This window comes from Williamsia soli (genome assembly GCF_017377795.1).
GTDB classification, from domain to species: domain Bacteria; phylum Actinomycetota; class Actinomycetes; order Mycobacteriales; family Mycobacteriaceae; genus Williamsia; species Williamsia soli.
The window spans coordinates 178,781-198,904 of the sequence record NZ_JAFRDR010000002.1 but is presented as its reverse complement, the minus strand read 5'-3'; the positions used below and the strand labels follow the sequence as shown (position 1 = coordinate 198,904).

The window sequence follows — 20,124 nt, the reverse complement described above, 5'->3', positions numbered from 1 at the left end:
CAAACTGGTGAGAGCACTCCGCCGCGTCCTGACAGGGTCTGCTTTGACCTTAGGAAACGCACGCGCACAAGACAATCCACAAACACGCTTCGGCGCGCAACCGTGACTGCGCGGTCACGAATCGGTAACGACGGCAGCATTGATCGGCCGGCAGTCATACACGGCCACTGCTCGTCCACCGCGATGTTACTCATTGGTATGTTGTGGGACCGTCGAAGTGCTGATCTTCTTCTTGGCCGGGTTGCCGTGACGATCGCCGGGTCACGGCAGGTTTGTCTCACCCCATGTCTTCGGTCGCACTCCCCCGTAGATACCTCGCCTGACGATCAGTGGTTGTAGCACGCGCTCAACCGACCAAGCCGGAAAACGGAACCTGCGCCCACCCGGGGTGAACACCTCGAGTCCGTCGGGCTGCGCGCCGAGCACGGAGCCCCACAGAGTTTTTCTCTCGCGGTAGTCACGAAGTTTCCGGCCGCCCAGATCTGCCCGGACGTTCCGCGCGAGCAATTTGTCGGCCCGGTTGCGGGCCGATGTCCGGAATTCGTCCGTGGCCGCAACATCTCCGATGGCGAACACGTGGTCGTGGCCCGGCACGCTGAGATCAGCCGAGACACGGACGAATCCCCGCTCATCGAGAATGTCGGAAGGCAACCAAGCGGTGTTGGGAACAGCGCGGCCGATCGCCCAGAGGACGGCGTCTGCCGTCGCCGGTGTCTGTCCTGTTGTCCACTCCACCGTCCCACTCGTCAGATGGTCGGTGACGGAACCACTACCCGCGGACGCCGGGCAGGGCCAGGTCACAGCCCGGTGATCCGGGTGACAGATGACTCCGAGATCGTCGAGCCGGCGCCGTACTCGTCGCCACACCCGTGGGTGATGCCGCGATAGCGCTCTGGCGCCCGGAAAGTAGAGGTCGATTCGCTTGGCGGGCCATCGGGCGGCCAGATTGGCCGCGCTGCTCACCGCAGCTGCCCCACCGCCGATCACGAGCACCGACTCGGCCTCAGCCAGTCGATCGTGTGCGTCGCGAAGCTCCGCGTCCACCTCGGCCGACGACTGCATTGTCGGGCGACGCCAGAACCCGTTGGTCACGCCGGTCGAGATGACCAGGGTGTCGTATTCGTGAGCGGACTCGGAATCGTCATCGTGCCGGACTCTGACCGTTCGCGCCGCCAGATCGACACTCGTCAGTTCGCCGTGGACGGTTCGGACCCGGTCGAGTCGACGAAAACGCTCGAACGACGTCCAGTAGTCCCTGCTCCAGTCATCGGGGCGCGACAGCCGGACCCCTAGTTCCTGACCGCTGACGAGACCGGGTTTGACCGAGATCCCGATGACGTCGGTGTGCCGCGCCAGATGCATCGCGGTGAGCACACCCGTGTCACCCAAACCCGCCACGACCACGCGTGCACGTCTCACACCGTCACCCTGCGCGGGGGCCGGGGCACGAATCGTGACACCCGGTCGATGACGGACTGGTAGTCGGGCCGCCGCTCGAGGCTGCGCTGCTCCATCATCGGGATGCTGGCCCCCAGGAACATGGCCAGCATTGCTGCAGCACCAGCGAACAACCACCATGCGTCGGCGGGAGCCGCAGCGACCCCGAAGAGCGCCAAGGAGAGCCAGAAACCGAACTCACCGAAGTAGTTGGGATGGCGAGACCAGCTCCACAGACCCTGGTCCATCACCTGCCCGGGACTTCGGTCGCGAATGAACCGATGCATCTGCCCATCGGCGACGTATTCGAGGATCACGGCCCCTGTTCCGACGACGAACGCGAGGCCTGCGAGCCAGGTCAGCTGGTCGCCCGTTCGAGTCACGGCCACATACACCGGCAGCATCCCGAGGAACACCTGCAGCGTGGGGATCAGATGGATGGCCACCAGATCGGTGAGGAACTCCCAGCGACCCGCACGGCCGCGAAGCATGCCGTAGCGCCAGTCCTCGTGGTGGAGACCAGGAAATGCATACGCCCAGTTCGCTGTCAGTCGAACTGCCCACAGGACGACGACGACGAGGATCAACCAGCAGTGCACCGCGTCGAGTCCGACATCGCCGCTCGCCCACCAATAGATCATCAGGGCCGGTGGCACCACGCTCCAGTAGGCATCGTAGAAGCTCGAGTTCTTGTGCACGCGGCTGAAAGCGAAGATCACCAGTGTGGCCAGCAGGTCAGCAATGAGGGTGTCGAGCCACAGCCAGGCCGTATCGGGGCCGACAGCAAGCCACACCGCGGCCACGAGAAGAGCCACCAGGTAGGCGAGGCCGACACGGACGATCGATGCGTTCTTGCTCACGACTCCTGATACTGCCAGTTGCTCACCGGTTTTCGCGGCGCCTTCGCAGGCGCGTTCGCCGCAGGGGGCTCACAGCCGTTCCGTCAGATGGACGGTCACCGTCGCTCCGGCCTCCTTGCCGAGGGCAGCACGGAGGTCGGCTTTGATGGGTAACTTGTGTCGACCATCCCCAATGCCATGAACGAACTCGTGAACGGGTGACCATCGACGGTGCCGCGCACCTTCACCAGTCCACGGGTCCCGAAAAACGCCGCCGAGTCCGGCCATACGACGTAGGTCCAACCGCCTTTGGCCGGACTCTTCTGCAACGTCTCGGTGAATGTCTTGTCAAGCATGATGACCTCCGTATCAAAGCTGGTCTCCATCAGACCACCGGGGGCGCCCGATCTCATCGGTCGAGGACCCGAGCTCACGACAGGAGTAGCAGTGCGCATCCGACGAGCACAACATGGACGAAGCTGTACAACTTGTACGCCAAGCGGTTTCGCGAGTAGGTGTCGCGCATACCCGTCAGGATCGCGGTAGGCCAGCAGAGTGCCGCCATGAGAACGGCGGCGGTGAGGACGGCCGCGCGTGAGGCCCCGCTGCCGTGGAACAAGAGCAGGTACGCCACGACCGGCCACACTGCCATCATCACGACGAACCAACGTCGGACCGGCTCGGCCCCGTAACGCAGCGGGTAGGTCACTCGTCCGGACTGTTCGTCGCCCGGCATGTCACGCACGTCCTCGATCGGCAGCGGGATGATGAACATCGTCGCGATCACCACCGTCCAGTACCACCCGACGTCGTCGAGAGGGTGCGCGATGGCCCACGCGCCTGCGAGCTGGGCGATCGCCCCGACCCAGGTGGTCACCGGCTTCCAGTAGCGATAGTGCCGGGGCCGGAGCAGGTGGTGGGTCACCTGAACGGTCGCCACCCACACGATCGCCATGATGCAGGTGATCGGACTGAGGAACGCCGACAGCGCGACGAAGATCGCCGAGCTGATATAGCTCCGTCGCCACATGCCCTCTGGCGTGACCATCTCGGCCGGGATGGGACGGTACGGCTTGTTGGTGTGGTCCTCCTGCGAGCCACCTGCTTGATTGGCCGTGTCGAAGACATAGATGAAGAGCAGCGACCACACCAGACCCTGCAGCAGAGCGACAGCCAGATCGAATCCCGAGAGTTCGAACCTCAGCGCAGCGGTGAGGGTGAAGAGCAGAGGGGGCAGACTCGCAACCCAGACGTTGTCCGCGTTGAGCCGAACCGTGATCGCAATTTCCCGTCGCAGGCTCCAGCGCGACGTTGCTCCCCGCGTCGGACCCCCTTCAAACCGCAACATTCGCTCCCCGTATCGATGTCGAGTTCCGCGCGCAACCGCCTGCAGACGCGCTGAGTTTACTCGTGGTGCGCCGCGTTGGCGGTATCACTTCGCGGCCTGCCTCCGAGCGTGCACCGCGAGGTCACCGAAAGTGTCCGGGGCTCAGGCTCATTCGGCAGCGCCGGCGTCAGCCCAGGACAAGCGTCGGGAGGCCGAACGCCGGCTCCCTGATGGTGAACACGCTGGTGCCTGGCTTACGACCGACTCGGATCTCACTCAGGGACATTCCTTCATCCGACAATCGCCGATGGGTTTCGCCGATGTCCCGCGATCGCCACGCGATACCCCACAGCGATGCGGTCGTCTCCTGATCCTGCGCCCCGATCACCACTTCGACCACCACCTGTGTACTGCGAAAGAAGAGTTGGTGAATTCCGTCGTGAATGGCCTGTTCCAGACGAAAGTCGAGCCCGAGAGACCCGGCGAACAACGCTACGGCGGCGTCTCTGTCGGCCGCATTGAACACGAGATGGTCGATCGACTCGATATCGCCGACATCCGGTCCGGGTGAGAACTCCGACGCAGCCACCACCCCCACCGCCGGAACGACTGACGATGCGGTGCGCGTCGCAGTCACCTCGTCGAGATCCATTCCTCGGCGACGCAGCAACGTCGTCGCCGCCGGGTGATCGTCGACGGCAAAGAATGCCCGGTGCGACCCGGCGGTGCGGGTCAACTCGACAGATCCGTTGCGCACGCGGAGATCGCCGCCGAGTAGCTGTCGGTACGCCGTGCCGGACCCATCGACGTCATCGCAGCTCACAACGAGTAACGACGATCCCAGAGCCGTCTTCGCCAGATCAGTCATGAGTTCATCGAACCACGCACGACCGGTCGAGTACCGTTTCGACCATGTCTCTCGATCACGGCGACCCCGGCGACGCCCCCTCCGTTCCACCGCCCCTGAGCGACGTCGCAGAGGCCAAGCGGCCCTCCGCAGCCGAAGAGGCACGCACGATCGCCGAATCCACCAACATCGGTACCCTCGCGAGCCTCACGTCCGACGGTTCGCCGTGGGCGTCCTTCATCACTTACGGTCTGCTCGAGGGCTCCCCAGTCCTCTGCGTTTCGCATATGGCAGAGCACGGGCGAAACCTGGCGGGCGATGGCCGCGCCAGTATCGCCATAGTCGCCCCGAATGCCGAGGCCGATCCCTTGGCCAGTGCCAGGATCACCCTCGCCGGCCACGTCGAGCGGCCGACCGGCGATGAATTCACGGCCGCTCGGGAAGCCCACCTCGCCGGCGTACCGGCCGCGAAGTACTACATCGACTTCAGTGACTTCTCGCTCTGGGTACTTCGGGTGGAAAGAGTCCGATGGGTCGGTGGCTACGGACGCATGGATTCGGCGAGCGCCGCCGACTATGCGACCGCCGCACCCGATCCGGTGTCGCCCGGTGCCGCGGGTGCCATCGTTCATCTCAACGACGACCATGCTGATTCGCTGCTGGCGATGGCGCAGACTCTCGGCGGGTTTCCGGACACCACGTCGGCCGTGTGCACCGGCGCCGATCGCTATGGACTCGACTTGCGGGTCCAGACTCCCCGGGGCATCGCATATACCCGTGTCGGCTATTCGGAGCCGATCAACGCGTTGGCTGAACTACGTTCGGCAACAGTTGAGTTGGCGCGCCGGGCACGCACTCGGGCCTAGTCGACCCCTCCGCGCCTCAGGCAGACTCAACGACAATTCGGGCGCGAACATCAGCGATCAGGGCGTCCAGGTCGAGGCCATACAGTGGTCCCGAAGACTCGCGATAGGCGACGAGGTGTCGTGCGCCTCGCTCGAGGAGCCGGTCGGCACCGATCGCGTTGCCACGCGCAGCGTGCGTGAGGGCGACGCACAATTGTGCGAGTCCCTGCCATAGTGGGCGCTCGCTGTCGGGTCCTGTCTTCCAGCGAACCTCGAGGACCTCATGCGCGGAGAACGGACGTCCGGCGCACACCAGTTCGCGAGCGACCTCGAGGGTCTGCTCAGGCGGCATCGGCACTTCGGAAACCGGCTCGACGCCCTTCTCGCCGTGCGGAAGGGGTCGGCCGAGCGCATCACGCGGCCGCGCCTGACGCGCCCTGCCTTCTTCGTCACGATCTCTGGTGGCCATGATGATTTCCTCCCGACGCACACCGTACGCGGGTCGTCACGCACCGCCGACAGTCCCCGACAAGGTCCGCCATTCCAATTGGTTTCGTATGCGTGAACTCACGAACACACTGGCATTTCGCAAAACCCACAGCGGGCCGGAGAGTCGGATAAATACGGCCAGAACAGGGGAATTGCAATTATTCACGTCATCAGACCGAATAATCATTATCACGAATGAACGCCTTGAGCTTACATTTCGAAGGGCATTCACCAATGTAGATGCGCCTCCAGAACTGGGTCATATGACCCATTAATCGATCAGTTCCGAGCAGCTGCGCGGCCTAACAAAGCCGCTCGCACCGTCTGGTAGGCCCGAATATGAGTTGCATTACGGGCCAGAGCCGCGTCGGAACACGTCAGCAGGGCCATATCGGCCAGCGCTACCCGATGTATTCCCGCGCTCAGTTGAAAATCGTCTCGACGAAGTGCATATGTGAGTCCCGGGAGCCAGACGGAGGGGTCGGCAGGCACCCCGCCGTTCAGGACGCTTGCCGTCTCGATACACCATTGCACCAGGTCATCGAACCGCTGTCGGGCCAACTGACGTAGCGTGGCGTCAATCGCCTCGGTCCTGAGGTCGGCGTCATCAACGAGCGAAGACAGTGCAGCGTTCGCGTCGTGATCCCCGCACCCGTGCAGCCATGCCGCACAAAAGTAAAGGGCGTCCACGTCGCCTGCTGCCTGGCACCGACGCAGTGTGGCGATCAATTCGATTGCTCCCGAATCTGATCTCATCAATGTCGTCTCCCCAAGGCTGCCCAGCCAATCATGCTCTACGCCCCATGTCTGTCACTCGATCAAGTGACTGCACGAACTCCGGAACGCATTTCGACCTGTCCATCAAAGGTCGCGCACGCCACTGAGTTTCCAATCAATAGTTCTTACTCCGGAATAGTAACCCATCGGCCGTAAGTCGGAATACGTTCAAAAGGGGAACGTGTTCCATCCAATCGTCAGCGATTTCCGCGAACCGAGCGCGATCGTCGAGTCAGAACTCGTCTTTGTTCCTCGACGACCTCCGCGCCGACCAGGGCGGACTGCAGTCGAACATCGACGGGCTCCCGGTACATCCACCGAGTCCGATATTCCGGAGCTCCAGCAAAACTGGAACGTGTTCTATATCGTCGGGTGATGAGCTCAACTTCGATTCGAGTAGTGGTCTGGGGTACCGGGAACGTCGGTCGCGCGGCGATTCGCGCGATCGACGCCCATCCGGATCTCGACCTCGTCGGCGTCGTCGTGCACGACGCTGCCAAGGCCGGACGCGATGCCGGTGAACTGGCAGATATCGGCCGAGTGCTGGGAGTCGCCGCCACAGCCGACATCTCGCAAGCCCTTGCGATCGCCGACGCCGTCGTCTACGCGGCGTCCGGTGACATCCGCCCCGATGAGGCACTGATCGACATCACCCGCGCCATCCGGGCGGGAGCCACCGTGGTCAGTCCTTCCCTCTATGCCCTGTATGATCCCACCTCCGCGCCGCCGGAACTGCGGGACCCGGTCCTCTCGGCGATCGCCGACGGCGGTGGCTCCCTGTTCGTCTCCGGCATCGATCCAGGCTGGGGCAACGACATCCTGCCCATTCTCGCGAGCGGACTGGCCTCGAAAGTCGAGCAGGTTCGCTGCCAGGAGATCTTCGACTACACCACCTACGACCAACCCGACTCCGTTCGATACCTCATCGGGATGGGTCAACCGATGGACTACGAGCCACCGATGGTGGCGCCGTCGGTCCCGACCATGGTGTGGGGTGGGCAGATCAGGCTCATCGCCCGGGCACTCGGCGTCGACATCGACGAGATTCGCGAGACACTACTGCGGCGCCCTCTCGAGACCGGCGTCGACACTGCGCACATGGGCACGTTCGAGGCCGGCACGCAGGGCGCCATACGGTTCGAGGTGCAGGGAATGGTCGGTGGTGAGCCGCTGATCGTCATCGAACACGTCACGCGGATCCATCCATCTTGTGCCCCGGACTGGCCGATGCCGCCCGACGGTGGAGCGGGCGCGCACAAGGTGATCATCGAAGGCCGCCCGCGCATCGAGATCTCGGTGGAGGCCACGGATGAGGGCGGCAACCGTGCGGCGGGTGGCAACGCCACCGCGGTCGGCCGTCTGGTCAACTCCATTGGCTGGCTCCGGGCTGCGGGACCCGGCCTCTACGACGCGCTCGACGTACCGCTCGTCCCGGCGGTCGGCAAACTCACGAGGATGGCACCGGCATGATCATCGACGTTCCTGAGGGCAAGGATCCCATCAACTATGTGTGGGGCGAGATGGTCCCCGGCATCGGCGGAGCAGCCGCGAATTTCTCCTTGAAGGTGTACTCCGACAGCACACTCGGTCTCCGCGAGTTCGAGGCCGCGCGTCTGCGCATCGCGCAGATCAACGGTTGTGTGTTCTGTCAGGACTGGCGGACCGAGCGCGACGGCGAGAAGGTCGAGGCATCTTTCGATGAGGCCGTGCAGAACTGGCGGACCACGGACGCGTTCGACGATCGCACGCGACTGGCGGCCGAATACGCCGAGCGTTATGCGCTCGACCACCACGGCCTCGACACCGACTTCTGGTCGCGGATGACCGCCGCGTACAACCAGACACACATCGTCGAACTGAGCATGTGCCTGGGGTCGTGGCTGGCGTTCGGGCGCCTGAACCATGTCCTCGGCATCGACTCGGTCTGCGTGCTGCCCGGCCATTGAGTCGGGTTTCTGTTCATCCGATTCGGATGATGTGACGACGCCGGTCCTGGGTCAGAGTTCATAGGCGCGTTCCCGAGGGGGTTCGGCGGGGTCGCCGGATCGGCGACGTCGGCCGCGCGATGGCGCGTCCGACCGATGAGATGAGGCCGACCGATGGTGGCTCCGAGCGCCGACGAACCCTTGACACCGACCGAGCGCGCCGAACTCGAACGCCTCCGGCGCGAGCTCGCCGAGAGTCGAGGTGCGTCCGGCGATCAAGGTGCGGGCGTGGCGCCGAACCAACGGCGCGGACTGCGGTGGACAGCGACCGGTCTGCTGTTGGTCTTGGTTGCGGTGTTGGCGTTCTCGGCTGTGCTGGCGCGCTTTGCGCGCAGCGAGGTCCTCGACACCGACCGCTATGTCGCAACCGTGACACCGCTCGCGCACAATGCCGTTCTGCAGAATGAACTGGCTGATCAGGTCACTGCGGAGATCATGGCTCGCGGCGATATAGCGAACGTCACCAAGGAAGCGCTGACCGCGCTGACGGAGAACGCACCCAACGTGCCGCCGGCCGTCATCGGTCTCGCACCGGTACTCACCTCGCAAGCGCAGTCGTTCATCCGGGAGGCAGTCACGGCGCTGGTCAGGTCCGACCAGTTCGAGACGTTGTGGATCGAGGCAAACAGACGAGCCCATCAACGACTGGCGGCGGTTCTGACCGGTGACACGAATGCTGCGATCGCCATCGACGACGACGGCACTGTCAGCATCGAACTCGGCCCGATCATCGACAACGTTCGAAACGCTTTGAAGGATCGCGGGTTCTCGTTCGCCGACAAAATTCCCGACATCGACAAGTCATTCGTCGTCTTCCAGTCGCCCGATCTGGTGAAGGCTCAGAATGCGGTCTCCGCACTGGACAAGGCATCGACGATCCTCCCGTTCTTGACTCTCCTGGTCGGCGCTGCAGCAATATGGGCCGCCCCCAGGGGTTCTCGGAGAAGGGCGTTCTCACTCTTCGGGATCGCACTCGCAGTCGCCATGGCGCTGCTGGCCGTCGCGATCAGTATCGGGCGGTCGATATATCTCGATGCGGTCCCCGCCGACGTCCTCTCACCCGCCGCTGCGGAGGTCCTCATCGACACCATCCTCGTACCGCTGCGTACCACGCTGCGTGCGGTCGCCGTCCTCGCTGTCGTGATTGCTGTGGTGGGATACCTCACCGGGTCATCCGGATCGGCTGCCGCGGTGCGTGAGGCCTTCGGGCGCGGCCTGAACGCGGCCAGAGGCAATGCCGCGGGACGAGTTCCGCATCCGATCGAGTCCGCTGCGGCGAGGTTCCGGACACCGTTGCGTGTCGCTGTGGTCGCGGTGGCGATCATCGCGCTGGTCTTCTGGAACTATCCCTCAGGGCTCGTCGTGATGGTGACGGTGATCGTCGCAGTACTCGCTCTGCTGGCGATCGACCTCATCGCCCGCCCGGCAATCGCCTATCGTTCTCAGGAGTACTCGACGACGAAACGGGATTGACATGAAAAAGCTTGTGGCACTGATCGCATTCCTGGGCACTGTGCTGTTCGTGGGAGCGTGTAGCAGCGAAGACGTACAGAATGCGACTGACCAGGCCCGCAGTAGTGCCGAACAGCTCGTCGACAACGCGTCCACCGCAGCCGGGGACGTGAAGGACAACGGTTACATCCAGGCGCTGGAGTCCCAGAACGCCACCTTCGGCAGTCGGGAAGACCAGATCGCCGCAGCGCAAACGGCATGCGACGAGCTCTCGAACGGCACCAGCCTCAATGACACGGTCACCAAGATCTCCGAAGAGACCGGCCTCGACGAGTCCAAGTCGCGGACTCTGATCAACATCGGTGTCCCCCTGTACTGCACGAGCAACTCGGCCAAGCTCGCCGGCAACTGATCCCACCTGAGTAACCGCATATACGATCATCAGGTGCTCAGGAGCGACGGAGACGGGTCACCGTCGTGACCACGTCCGTGCTCATCGCCTTGGTCGTGATCGTCGGATGGTCGCTTGTTGCCGGACGCCTGGCGCGGTTGCGGATCTCGGGACCACTGCTGATGGTCACCGCCGGCATCGCGATCGGGCTCAGCACTCGCAACGACATCGGTCAGACGCTCAACACCATTGCCGCCGAAAAGGTTGTGGAATTGATCCTGGCGGTTCTGTTGTTCGTCGATGCCACTGAGGTCAAGGGCGGATATTTTGCCGGGGAACGACGAATCTCGGTCAGACTGCTGCTCGTCGCGATGCCGTTGTCGATCGGCGGAGCCCTGCTCGCAGGAGCCGCGTTGCTGCCGAGTCTGTCGATCGGCGTCCTGCTCGTCATCGCGTGCATCGCCATCCCGATCGATCTTGCGCCCACCTCATCGATGGTCCGGGACAAACGAATACCCCTGCGGGTGCGCAACGTCCTCAACATCGAGAGCGGCTACAACGACGGGATCGTCGCGCCGCTGTTCATTTTCGCGCTGACCCTCGCCGGCGATCATTCACATGCGGAGGGTCCGGTAGATGCACTCGAGACCGCGGTGCCGTCAGCGGTCTACGCCATCGTCGCCGGTGGCGTGGTCGGTGTCGTGGCTGCCTGGCTGACCAACCAATCGATGGCGCGAGGTTTCGCGACCGAACAATCGATCCGGATCAGCCTTGTCATCTTTCCCCTTTTGGCCTATGGCTCGGCAACGGAGTTGCACGGCAACGGTTTCGTCGCCGCGTTCATCTGCGGTATCGCCTACAAGGCGGCGCGGTCGACTCTGCCAACCGAGTCGGAGCTCAGCCTTGTAGATGATGTGAGTGTGCTCGCTGCTCTGGCAATGTGGTTCGTGTTCGGGTGCACCGCGGTGTTGGTGCTCGAGTTCGGTTTCGTCTGGCAGATCATCGTGCTGTCGATCGCAGCGCTGACGATCTTGAGGATCGTACCGGTGTACCTGTCGCTGCTGGGTACGACGCTGAGCCGAACCGACCGACTGGTGATCGGCATGCTGGGTCCCCGCGGTACCGCATCCATCGTGTTCGGGCTGCTTGCCTACAACGCACTCGAAGGCCGGATCGCCAACGACACCCTGTATGCGATGACGGTGACAGTGCTGGGCAGTGTGGTGATCCATGGCATCGGTTCGACGCTGGTCGCTCAGTGGTACGAACGGCACTCGACCCCCGAATCCGCCCAGTAAGGCGTTGTGCCCAGGAAAGAGTTTTGACAGTAGGGTCGAAGATGTGGCGGATAAATACTTGTCGGTGAGCGTCGAAGTACCCGTGACGCCGTCCGCGGTGTTCAGCGTTCTCACCGATCCGGCGAAACACGTCGAACTCGACGGCTCGGGGATGCTTCAGCTGGCCCACGCACCACGCCGGATCGCCGGTGAGGGAGCAACATTCGCCATTGCGATGCGTGATGAGTCGGGCAGACCCTACGAGGTCGTCAATCACGTCGTGGCGTTTGAACCCGACAAGGTGATCGCTTGGATGCCTGCGCGCCCTGATCGGCCGCCCGTCGGGGTGCGATGGGAGTGGGAGCTGACAGCTACCGAAGACGGAACGCGTGTGACACAGACGTGCGATTGGTCGCGTGTCACAGATCCCGAGTACCTCGCCCGACGAAATCTGCCTCGGGTGTCGGCGGACAAGATGCGCGAGTCCATCACGCAGGTCGCTGCGCTTGCCGGCCGCTGATCTAGTGTTCCAGCGCCTCGAGGTTCCGGCGTGCGTTTTCCGACTCCTCGCGCGCTGAGGTCAGATCTTTCTGCGCTGCCTCGACCTGATCGGTGGCGGCCTGGTGAGCCCGGGTCGCGAACTGGCGTTCCTGTTCTGCCTGAGCGAGCTGCTCCCGGAGTTCGTCGACTCGTTTGTCGACGGCAGCCACCTTGTCGGCAGCCTTCGCTGCCTCATCCAGCAACGCTGACAGCTCCGAATCAGCATCCCTCTCGGCGCTCTCGGCCGCAGAGACCGCCGCACGTGCAGCCTCAAGCTCCTGCGCACTCGGTGTTTTCTTCTGCGCTGGAGCAACTTTCGCCTTCCGCGACACTCCCCCGACCACGGCCATCCCCGCAGGTCCCATCCCGCTGTAGCTGACTGCGGTCACCAGTCGACCGGCTCGCACCTGCTCGGCGATGTCGGGGTCGGCCAACGCGGCGTGCAACGACTGCCCGACCTCTCGGAGCGCGTTCTCACTCGCGGTGTGGCCGTGGTCGATGGCCAACTCACCGGCCTGTCGAGCCATCGCTCGAACCACTTTCTGCCGCTGCGTGGTCAACGTACGTAAGTCATCGCCGGCAAGATGGCGCTGGGCATCACGTAGCGCCTCCCCCAATTCGAGGAGTTTCTCGACGTCATCGGAGTGTTCGCGGGCGAGCACATTCACCATCCAAGCGACCAACGTCGGCCTGCGCAGCTGCGAGATCTCAGTGGCAAGAGCTCGATCGCCCTGTGCTCGGGCTTCTTTGACGTGGGCGTCACGGACCTTCACGAAATCGTTCGGATCGAGACCATAGAGCTCGTCGGTCACCTCGTTGATGTCCACCGCCCGGTCCTTCCACCTACGACTTGGACGGTCCGGGGGCCAGGAAGAAGACGGGGATCAGCCGCTCGGTGCGCTGCTCGTAGATGGCGAAGTTCGGCCAGGTGTCGAGAAGGGTCTGCCACGCTTGCTCGCGCTCGGTCCCGGTGATCTCACGCCACGTGACGATGCGCGTCTTCCCGCGATGGACCACCTCCGCAGTCTCGCAGGCGCGGAGATTGAGCACCCACACAGGCAGCTTGGGATTGCCGAAGTACGAACCGGCTATCAACCAGCCACCGTCCTGTGGGACGCAGAGCAAGGGCGTCGACCGCACATTGCCGGTCTTGCGGCCGGGCACCCTCAGGACGATGTTGGGCAGCCCGGCTATGTCGAGAACGCTGACCCGGCCCTTTGTCGCACTCTGCAGTCGCACGTCGCACTTCTCGATGAGTGGAAGCATCTTCGGCATCCACGAGACCGCACCTATCTTGACCGCCAGCGGCGTCAGAATCCCCACCGGGTCAGGCTACCCACTTCACCGGGTCGCCACGCGGTCAGTGCGTCGATCGATCAGGTCTCCGTGGTTCTCATGGTGCTCTGCCGTCGTCGGATGATGCCGGTGACCACGGCGATGGTGGATCCGATGGCCAGAAAGATCGCGGAGGCGAACGGGAGTGCGTTGTCGATGAATCCGACGGCCACGATGGCCGGGATGGCCACCGCAGGCCACGGGAAGACCGCTCGCCACGTCCGCGCGCTGCCGGCCAGCACCATGCACACACCGGCGACGAACAGTGCGAGACCACCGCACAGCGCCCAGCGACCACCAGAGGTCAGCTCGCCGACGGGATGCAGAACATACTGCTCGACACCCACCCCGAGCAGAGCGGCGCCCAACGTCAACGGCAGATGACCGTAGATGTATGAATCCGCCCGGCCACTGCTGTGCGCATCGTCGTCGGACTGCAGCAGCGTCTTGGCCTCGGCCCCTCCGATGTCGAAATACATCCACCACATCGCGGCGGCGATCGTGAATCCCAACGCTGCCACGACGATCGAGGACAGCGCCCAGTGGGTGTCGTGCATTCCCAGGACTATCGCGGACACGGATTCCCCGAGGACCAAGATCACGAAGAGCCCGAACCGCTCCGGTAGATGGTCGAGGTGCAGCGGGATGTCCGGGCCCCAGCGGGTGGCGGCAACGGGCGCCAATGCCTCGATGAGAATTCCGGTGGCCCATAGTCCGTACGTGATCGGGCCGGGGGTGAACAGCGACGTCGTCCACAGGAGTGCACTGACAACTGTGGTGGCGAAGTACAGGTTGATGGTCGGCCTGGAGTCGACGATGTGCACCCAGGCCCGCGCGTACAAGACAGCGAGGGCGATGCGGGTGGCCACGTAGCCGATTGTGAAGGCCGCAACCCCGGATGACGGGACCGATCCCGCACTGGCCGCCATCACCGCAACCGCGAACGTCGCACTGAGTTTGAGGACTCGATAGATGACGTCGTTGGTGTCGAATCGGTTGGCGTACAACGTCATCGTCACCCATGACCACCACGTGATCGTGAACAGTCCCGCAAACACCGCGGCTCCGTGCCAGGTGAGATCCTTGGTGAACGCGATCGCGAGCTGGTGGATGACCAGCACGTAGGCGAGGTCGTAGAAGAGTTCTAGCCTGGACGCGGCCCGGTTGTCGTCAGTTCGGAGCCGCGGGGGTTCGTTGATCGGGGTTTGCTGTCCCCCCGCGTTGTCGTCGCGATCGCTCGGCGTCTGGTCCTTGCCGTCGACGGTCATCAGAGTGTGCCGACGTCGGCGTGCGGATACATCCCTGGTTGATACCCCAGACGATGGACCACGAAACCCAGGGGACGCGCACAGACTGTGCTCGCCCCACAGGCGTCAGCCGGCGCTGACGGTCTCCCGGGTCCGGGTGGTGTCGGCGGCGAGCCATCCGACCTTGGTTCCGAGCACCGCGTCGATACTGAAGCGACCCGCGCCGACGACCGCGAGGAGCAATGCGCCTGCACCCAGAGCGAGCACCAGCTCGTAACCACCGTCGGCGACCCACAGGCCGGCGTCGATGTGAGCGAAGAAGTACGCCCCCAGCATGTCGAGGAAGAACAGGATTCCGATGATGGGCGTCAGCAGGCCGGCCACCAACGCGATACCGCCAAGGATCTCGAGCCAGGTGACCGCAAACGCCGATACCGGAGCCAGTGGTACGTCCATCCCCTCGAAGCTCGCCTTGGTGCCGTCGAATCCGTAAGTGTTGAGTTTTTGCAGGCCATGAGCCAGGAATACGATTCCGAGGCCGATACGCGCGAGCAGGATTCCGGTGCTTCGGATGATGGGATTGTTCATGTCTCGATTGCCCTCACTCGTGAATTGACTTGATGTATCAAGTGAATGTTAGGGAGATTGACTTGAAGCGTCAAATGACGGATCAACTCGAGTTCTCGGACTAGAATTCAGCGATGCGCAACGAGCCCGAGCCGAACTGGCTCGACGATGAAGAGATGGACGCCTGGATCCAGGTGGCGATCCTTGTGTCGCGGCTCCCTCATGCACTGGACGCGCAGTTGCTGCGCGATGCGCAGTTGACCCATTTCGAATACGAGGTGCTCGCTTCGTTGTCCGAGGCCCCCGATCGCACACTGCGGATGAGCACGCTCGCCGACCTAGCGAACGGATCGTTGTCGCGGTTGTCGCATGTGGTCACGCGGCTCGAGAAGCGTGATTGGGTGCAGCGCAAACCCTGCCCGGAAGACGGACGATTCACCAACGCGTCACTGACGGAGGCGGGGTGGGAGAAAGTCGTCGCCACGGCTCCCGGCTATGCGGCACATGTACGACGCCTGGTCGTCGACAGGCTGAGCCGAGCACAGATACGTCAGCTCACCGCCATCGGCAAACGCATCAACGAACCGACCCCGAACTCGCAGTGACCGCACGCGCAAACGCGCCGGAAATCCTGACACGCACCACCTTTCGCGCCATCGGTACGTCGTCGCAGTGTGTGCGCTTGTGGCAAGGCCCTGCGCTCAGGGCGCCAGGGTGAACCAATCAGCGAAGCCCGACGGGTCATGCCTGCCCAATGCGCCGTGCTCGAACAGCCCAAACCCCTCGACACCGTCGGCCCCAGGCCCGTTGCAGACAGCCCGGCCGACGTGGTCGATGACTCCGAACATGACCCGTCCCGCATTCGCCTCGTCGGTGACGTCATAGGTGACCCGTTCGGTGAACTTCTCACCCTTCCAGGAGCCGTGAATCCAATCGGGATCGCCGCCGTAGCCTCCGCCCAGATGTATCGGCACTGCGAGCCGGGATTCGACCTCCAGGATCAGCGGTGACCCGTCCGGTGTGGTGCACTCGATGGTCGCGCCGGTCGGCACCCTCGTACCGGAGGCATAGCGGATCGTGACCTTCGGCCAGCCCAGTTGTTCGAGCCGGCCGCCTGGCCAGACCCGGGTGCAGTCGTTGAGGATCCGGAAACCGTTCGGGTCCTCCTGCATGATCAAGACGATCGCGAACTCCTCGAAACGCATAGGCACGTATAGCCACCACATGCCCTCGAACGGTGGGTCCGCCGGCCGTCCCGCGGGTTCGGGCTCTCCCACCGGGCGGATACCCCAGGATCGATCGCGGGTCCCGACCCAGGTCGACGGATCGACCGCGATGTCGCTCCCGTCGACGGAGACGACGCCGCGCCAGGTGCCCACCTGCGCAAATCGCTGTGCCTGCAGCGTGATCCTGCTGCCGGTTCGCATGATGTGTGGCTGCTCCTGCAGAACGTCGAACGATCCCTGCCAGATCATGTCCATGGCGATGCCCTCGGTCTCCTCCAGGATCAGCCTGAGTGTGTGGAGGGGCTCTATGACCTCGATACGATAGCCGTTGACGCGTTGGTTCAGTCGGTCGGAATCGATCGCATCGCCGAGGTGCACGGCCGTCTGGACGTCACCGCGGCGCACGAGAACGAAGGCATCTTTGGTACCCAGGTTCGGGTAGTACCCGGCACCGGTGATCACGAAGATGTTGCCGGTGCGGTCATGGGCGTTGAAATAGCTGCGGTCGTAGAAGTTTCGGTCACTCGAATCGACCAGACCGATCGGCAACGGCGTCTGGTGGATGGGAAACTCGTCCAAGGGACCGATCATTTGGCATCTCCCTGGCCGGTGGTGAAGTGAGCGTTGCCTGCGATGAGCTCTTCCAGCAGTGCTCGGTGGTGGAACAACCCGTCGACCTCGTCGGGCATCTCGATCTCGCCGAAGTGCACCTGCCGCGCTCCGGTGCGCATGAACACGCAACCCCAGATCACCGCGGCGTACGCATAGAACCAGCTGAGGTCGCCGATGTCGACCCCGGTGAGTGCGGTGTATGTCGCGACGACATCCTCCTCGCGGAGGACATCGGGCATTCCCGGCAGTCCCATCAGAGTCGTGATGTGCTGAAAGACTCTATGCGAGAAAATCATCCACGCCACGTCGAGCTCGCGGGGTCCAAGTGCGGTCATCTCCCAGTCGAGAACCGCCACCGGCTCGAAATCCTGATACAGGGTGTTGCCGAATCGAGCGTCACCCCAGAGCAGGACCGGGTCGGCCGAATCGGCTGTCGTCGGCCAATTGTCATCCAGCCACACGAACGCGCGGTCCAGCAACGCTGATCTACCGATACCGGGTACCGCGAACTCGTACCAGGACTTGCACCAGTTCACGTTACGGCGCAGCGCCGTGTCCCCTTCGGCATCTTCGCCGAGGAAGGCGAAGATCTCGGACGCATTCGGGATCGAGTGCAATTCTGCGAGGATCTTCACCGTGGCATCTTGCAGGCTGCGCTGCCGTTGACCGCCAGCATCGTGAAACCAGTTGTCCCCGAACGTGTACGGTAACACATCGGGCGGCACGAGGCCGTCGACGTGATCCATCAGGAAGAACGGCGTCCCGAGCACCTCACCGGTGGGTTCCATCCAATGCACCCGGGGCACGGGGATATCAGTCAACTCGCCGACCAAGCGCATCACCTCGAACTGGTGGTCCAGCCGGTACGTCGGAAACACCGGGATGTCCTCGGCCGCCGGGGTGACCCGAGCGACATAGCGGTGGGTGGTCTTCTCGGCGCCGGTGTCCCACGTGGCGGTGAGCACGATGGTCTCCGACGACATTCCGTTGGATTCGATGCCGCTGTCCACCACGACGTCCGGCACCACACCGCCGGGCAGTACCGTCGACAGCCACGCGGCGAGACGATCTGGAAGAGTGGTGACATCTCGGCTCGTACGTTGGAGTTTCATGTCGGCAAGCGGTTGTTCAGTGGCCACGATGCCCTTCCGGAAGCCTGCACACCTCATGGAAAGTGTGACGCAGATTACGATACGGTTGGTAGCGTAATGAAAGCAGAGGCCCCACCTGATGACAAGGCCCCCGCCGGGCGCCCGCGTGACCGCAGCATCGATGAAGCGATCCTGCGGGCCACCGCGGAACTGCTCGTCTCGATCGGCTATTCGGCGCTGACGCTCGCCGCCGTCGCCCAACGCGCCGGCACCACGAAAACCGCCCTCTATCGTCGTTGGTCCAGCAAAGCCCAGCTGGTCCACGAGGCCGCGTTCCCGGCCCCTGTGACCACGCTCATCCCGGAGTCCGGCGATCTCAGCACGGACGTCCGTGCGCTGATCGCAGGGTCCCGGTCGATCTTCACCGATCCGGTGACCCGGGCTGCGCTGCCAGGACTCCTGGGGGAGGTCGGTGCCGATCCGGTACTGAACGAGCTTGTCATGCAACGCTTTCAAGACGGCGTGTTCGCGGCGATGCGTCTTCGGCTCCACCGAGCCGTGGAGCGTGGTGAGGTCAGGGCCGGCGTCGACCCTGACCGACTGCTCGAGGTCATCGGCGGGAGCACCATCCTGAGAGTGCTGCTCCGCCCGGACGAGGAACTCGACGACGATTGGGTCGAGCAGACGACGACTATCGTCTTACACGGAATCGCGGGCCAGCCGGATTCGACGCATGCCGGAGGTTGAAACATGCCACAGCCAGGTCAGACCCTCGAGAAGCTCGGTTTTCTCACCATCGGGCGCTTCGACCCAGCCGACCCGCGAACCGGCCACGAGGAGACATTACGCACCATCGAACTGGCCGAAGAACTCGGATTCGACAGCGTGTGGCTGCGACACCGGCACCTTCAATACGGGATCTCGTCGCCGGTGGCGGTCATGGCGGCTGCGACCCAGCGCACCAAGCGCATCGAACTCGGCACGGCGGTCATTCCACTCGGACTGGAGAACCCCCTGCGATTGGCCGAGGACCTCGCGACCGTCGACCTGCTCTCCGGTGGCCGGATCAATCCTGGCGTGTCAGTGGGCACCCCCATGCGGTACGACGACTTCAAGACCAAGCTGTATCCGGAGTCGTACGACCTCGAGAACTTCAGCAAGGATCGGGTCCTGCGCCTGATGGACAACATCCGCGGGGTACCTGTGAGCGATTTCGAGGGCACGGTGGGTATCGAGCGGTTCTCCCGAATCGTCCAGCCACATTCACCCGGATTGATCGATCGGCTCTGGTACGGGGGCATGCTCTCCTCAGCCATCTGGGCCGGACAACAAGGCCTCAACTATCTGACCAGTTCGGTGGTCAACACCGAGGGAACCGACTCGCGCGACTTCGCGACCATTCAAGGCGAGCACATCGACGCGTATCGGGCCAATCATCCCCATCCCGAAAAATCCCGTGTGTCACAGGGTCTGGTGGTGATACCCACGGACTCCGCAACGGCAGAACAGGTCCGGAAGTACAAGGACTACGCGGCGGCCCGCTTCGATCGCACGTTGTCGCCGCAAGGGCCGCGACAGATGATGTTCGCGCCGGACATCGTCGGATCGTCCGACGAAATCGCCGAGATCCTGTTCTCCCACGCGGGCTTCCTGCGGGCGCAGGAGGTCGCCTTCGCGTTGCCGTTCTCCTTCGACGAGGCCGACTACCTCCAGATCATCACGGACATGGCCGTGCACCTCGGGCCCAAGCTGGGGTGGACACGAAAACCCAACTGACACAGGCACACGCTCCAGTCACGTGCACACGTTGCAACAGGTGATTGTGACTGAAGCGTGTGCT

At 63.5% G+C, this 20,124-nt stretch carries 21 protein-coding genes and 1 pseudogene; 10 read left to right on the top strand and 12 right to left on the bottom strand.

Translation table 11 applies throughout. The features are described 5' to 3' along the window. Positions 1–261 precede the first annotated feature (261 nt). The 5 genes and pseudogenes from J3S28_RS05475 to J3S28_RS05455 all read right to left on the bottom strand — a co-directional run bounded on the left by J3S28_RS05475 (position 262) and on the right by J3S28_RS05455 (position 4,471). The gene (locus J3S28_RS05475; protein WP_207838561.1) at positions 262–1,419 is read right to left on the bottom strand and encodes an FAD-dependent oxidoreductase; all 1,158 of its coding nucleotides are present in this window, start codon (positions 1,417–1,419) and stop codon (positions 262–264) included. Next, positions 1,416–2,297 (bottom strand): DUF1295 domain-containing protein, encoded by an 882-nt coding sequence (locus J3S28_RS05470; protein WP_207838559.1) that lies wholly within the window; start codon positions 2,295–2,297, stop codon positions 1,416–1,418. Before J3S28_RS05470 ends, J3S28_RS05475 begins: the two co-directional genes overlap by 4 nt. Before the next feature lie 69 nt (positions 2,298–2,366). Beyond that, positions 2,367–2,662, bottom strand: a pseudogene (locus J3S28_RS05465) (DUF1905 domain-containing protein). A gap of 44 nt (positions 2,663–2,706) precedes the next feature. Beyond that, positions 2,707–3,624 (bottom strand): UbiA family prenyltransferase, encoded by a 918-nt coding sequence (locus tag J3S28_RS05460; protein ID WP_207838557.1) that lies wholly within the window; start codon positions 3,622–3,624, stop codon positions 2,707–2,709. A gap of 166 nt (positions 3,625–3,790) precedes the next feature. Further along, positions 3,791–4,471 carry a VOC family protein gene (locus J3S28_RS05455; RefSeq protein WP_207838556.1) on the bottom strand — a complete coding sequence of 227 codons (681 nt, stop codon included), beginning with the start codon at positions 4,469–4,471 and terminating at the stop codon, positions 3,791–3,793. Between the two features lie 44 nt (positions 4,472–4,515). On the opposite strand from J3S28_RS05455, the gene J3S28_RS05450 reads away from it, so the two are divergent. After that, on the top strand, positions 4,516–5,316 hold the full coding sequence (locus J3S28_RS05450) for a HugZ family pyridoxamine 5'-phosphate oxidase (protein ID WP_207838553.1): 801 nt from the start codon (positions 4,516–4,518) through the stop codon (positions 5,314–5,316). Between the two features lie 16 nt (positions 5,317–5,332). Here J3S28_RS05450 and J3S28_RS05445 read toward each other — a convergent pair whose 3' ends face one another. Beyond that, a complete protein-coding gene (locus tag J3S28_RS05445; protein WP_237341125.1) occupies positions 5,333–5,764 on the bottom strand; it encodes a DUF309 domain-containing protein in 432 nt (143 codons plus the stop codon). 1,172 nt (positions 5,765–6,936) lie between these two features. Here J3S28_RS05445 and J3S28_RS05440 point away from each other — a divergent pair. The 6 genes from J3S28_RS05440 (at position 6,937) to J3S28_RS05415 (ending at position 12,186) form a co-directional block, all read left to right on the top strand. Continuing rightward, complete coding sequence (locus J3S28_RS05440) at positions 6,937–8,031, top strand: NAD(P)H-dependent amine dehydrogenase family protein (protein WP_207838551.1); 1,095 nt, start codon at positions 6,937–6,939, stop codon at positions 8,029–8,031. Beyond that, complete coding sequence (locus J3S28_RS05435) at positions 8,028–8,507, top strand: carboxymuconolactone decarboxylase family protein (protein ID WP_207838549.1); 480 nt, start codon at positions 8,028–8,030, stop codon at positions 8,505–8,507. Before J3S28_RS05440 ends, J3S28_RS05435 begins: the two co-directional genes overlap by 4 nt. Before the next feature lie 153 nt (positions 8,508–8,660). Beyond that, complete coding sequence (locus J3S28_RS05430) at positions 8,661–10,019, top strand: hypothetical protein (protein WP_207838547.1); 1,359 nt, start codon at positions 8,661–8,663, stop codon at positions 10,017–10,019. 1 nt (position 10,020) lies between these two features. Beyond that, positions 10,021–10,410 carry a DUF732 domain-containing protein gene (locus J3S28_RS05425; RefSeq protein WP_207838545.1) on the top strand — a complete coding sequence of 130 codons (390 nt, stop codon included), beginning with the start codon at positions 10,021–10,023 and terminating at the stop codon, positions 10,408–10,410. Positions 10,411–10,475: 65 nt separating this feature from the next. After that, complete coding sequence (locus tag J3S28_RS05420) at positions 10,476–11,687, top strand: cation:proton antiporter (protein WP_207838543.1); 1,212 nt, start codon at positions 10,476–10,478, stop codon at positions 11,685–11,687. Between the two features lie 43 nt (positions 11,688–11,730). Beyond that, positions 11,731–12,186 carry an SRPBCC family protein gene (locus tag J3S28_RS05415; protein WP_207838541.1) on the top strand — a complete coding sequence of 152 codons (456 nt, stop codon included), beginning with the start codon at positions 11,731–11,733 and terminating at the stop codon, positions 12,184–12,186. A gap of 1 nt (position 12,187) precedes the next feature. Here J3S28_RS05415 and J3S28_RS05410 read toward each other — a convergent pair whose 3' ends face one another. The 4 genes from J3S28_RS05410 to J3S28_RS05395 form a co-directional block, all read right to left on the bottom strand. Beyond that, positions 12,188–13,033, bottom strand: coding sequence for a hypothetical protein (locus J3S28_RS05410; protein WP_207838538.1), 846 nt, complete (start codon positions 13,031–13,033; stop codon positions 12,188–12,190). Between the two features lie 16 nt (positions 13,034–13,049). Further along, positions 13,050–13,529, bottom strand: coding sequence for a nitroreductase family deazaflavin-dependent oxidoreductase (locus tag J3S28_RS05405; RefSeq protein WP_307796871.1), 480 nt, complete (start codon positions 13,527–13,529; stop codon positions 13,050–13,052). Between the two features lie 53 nt (positions 13,530–13,582). Then, the gene (locus tag J3S28_RS05400; RefSeq protein ID WP_207838536.1) at positions 13,583–14,809 is read right to left on the bottom strand and encodes a low temperature requirement protein A; all 1,227 of its coding nucleotides are present in this window, start codon (positions 14,807–14,809) and stop codon (positions 13,583–13,585) included. A gap of 105 nt (positions 14,810–14,914) precedes the next feature. Then, positions 14,915–15,376 carry a DoxX family protein gene (locus J3S28_RS05395; protein ID WP_207838534.1) on the bottom strand — a complete coding sequence of 154 codons (462 nt, stop codon included), beginning with the start codon at positions 15,374–15,376 and terminating at the stop codon, positions 14,915–14,917. A gap of 113 nt (positions 15,377–15,489) precedes the next feature. On the opposite strand from J3S28_RS05395, the gene J3S28_RS05390 reads away from it, so the two are divergent. Beyond that, a complete protein-coding gene (locus J3S28_RS05390; RefSeq protein ID WP_207838532.1) occupies positions 15,490–15,960 on the top strand; it encodes a MarR family winged helix-turn-helix transcriptional regulator in 471 nt (156 codons plus the stop codon). 96 nt (positions 15,961–16,056) lie between these two features. Here J3S28_RS05390 and J3S28_RS05385 read toward each other — a convergent pair whose 3' ends face one another. Together J3S28_RS05385 and J3S28_RS05380 are read right to left on the bottom strand one after the other, a co-directional pair. Further along, positions 16,057–17,172 carry an Rv3169 family protein gene (locus tag J3S28_RS05385; RefSeq protein ID WP_207838530.1) on the bottom strand — a complete coding sequence of 372 codons (1,116 nt, stop codon included), beginning with the start codon at positions 17,170–17,172 and terminating at the stop codon, positions 16,057–16,059. Next, positions 17,169–18,332 carry a phosphotransferase family protein gene (locus tag J3S28_RS05380; protein WP_372435941.1) on the bottom strand — a complete coding sequence of 388 codons (1,164 nt, stop codon included), beginning with the start codon at positions 18,330–18,332 and terminating at the stop codon, positions 17,169–17,171. Before J3S28_RS05380 ends, J3S28_RS05385 begins: the two co-directional genes overlap by 4 nt. 69 nt (positions 18,333–18,401) lie before the next feature. On the opposite strand from J3S28_RS05380, the gene J3S28_RS05375 reads away from it, so the two are divergent. Both J3S28_RS05375 and J3S28_RS05370 read left to right on the top strand, forming a co-directional pair. Next, positions 18,402–19,031 carry a TetR/AcrR family transcriptional regulator gene (locus tag J3S28_RS05375; RefSeq protein ID WP_207838526.1) on the top strand — a complete coding sequence of 210 codons (630 nt, stop codon included), beginning with the start codon at positions 18,402–18,404 and terminating at the stop codon, positions 19,029–19,031. A 3-nt stretch (positions 19,032–19,034) separates the two neighbouring features. Next, complete coding sequence (locus tag J3S28_RS05370) at positions 19,035–20,060, top strand: LLM class flavin-dependent oxidoreductase (protein ID WP_207838524.1); 1,026 nt, start codon at positions 19,035–19,037, stop codon at positions 20,058–20,060. Positions 20,061–20,124 lie beyond the last annotated feature (64 nt).

What these genes read in the sequence shown, in the direction of transcription:
- J3S28_RS05440 (WP_207838551.1), top strand. Translation starts at nt 6,937, where the DNA reads ATGAGCTCAACTTCGATTCGAGTAGTGGTCTGGGGTACCGGGAACGTC.
- J3S28_RS05430 (WP_207838547.1), top strand. Translation starts at nt 8,661, where the DNA reads ATGGTGGCTCCGAGCGCCGACGAACCCTTGACACCGACCGAGCGCGCC.
- J3S28_RS05400 (WP_207838536.1), bottom strand. Translation starts at nt 14,809, where the DNA reads ATGACCGTCGACGGCAAGGACCAGACGCCGAGCGATCGCGACGACAAC.
- J3S28_RS05460 (WP_207838557.1), bottom strand. Translation starts at nt 3,624, where the DNA reads ATGTTGCGGTTTGAAGGGGGTCCGACGCGGGGAGCAACGTCGCGCTGG.
- J3S28_RS05425 (WP_207838545.1), top strand. Translation starts at nt 10,021, where the DNA reads ATGAAAAAGCTTGTGGCACTGATCGCATTCCTGGGCACTGTGCTGTTC.
- J3S28_RS05450 (WP_207838553.1), top strand. Translation starts at nt 4,516, where the DNA reads ATGTCTCTCGATCACGGCGACCCCGGCGACGCCCCCTCCGTTCCACCG.
- J3S28_RS05385 (WP_207838530.1), bottom strand. Translation starts at nt 17,172, where the DNA reads ATGATCGGTCCCTTGGACGAGTTTCCCATCCACCAGACGCCGTTGCCG.
- J3S28_RS05375 (WP_207838526.1), top strand. Translation starts at nt 18,402, where the DNA reads ATGAAAGCAGAGGCCCCACCTGATGACAAGGCCCCCGCCGGGCGCCCG.
- J3S28_RS05455 (WP_207838556.1), bottom strand. Translation starts at nt 4,471, where the DNA reads ATGACTGATCTGGCGAAGACGGCTCTGGGATCGTCGTTACTCGTTGTG.
- J3S28_RS05435 (WP_207838549.1), top strand. Translation starts at nt 8,028, where the DNA reads ATGATCATCGACGTTCCTGAGGGCAAGGATCCCATCAACTATGTGTGG.
- J3S28_RS05445 (WP_237341125.1), bottom strand. Translation starts at nt 5,764, where the DNA reads ATGGCCACCAGAGATCGTGACGAAGAAGGCAGGGCGCGTCAGGCGCGG.
- J3S28_RS05395 (WP_207838534.1), bottom strand. Translation starts at nt 15,376, where the DNA reads ATGAACAATCCCATCATCCGAAGCACCGGAATCCTGCTCGCGCGTATC.
- J3S28_RS05390 (WP_207838532.1), top strand. Translation starts at nt 15,490, where the DNA reads ATGCGCAACGAGCCCGAGCCGAACTGGCTCGACGATGAAGAGATGGAC.
- J3S28_RS05370 (WP_207838524.1), top strand. Translation starts at nt 19,035, where the DNA reads ATGCCACAGCCAGGTCAGACCCTCGAGAAGCTCGGTTTTCTCACCATC.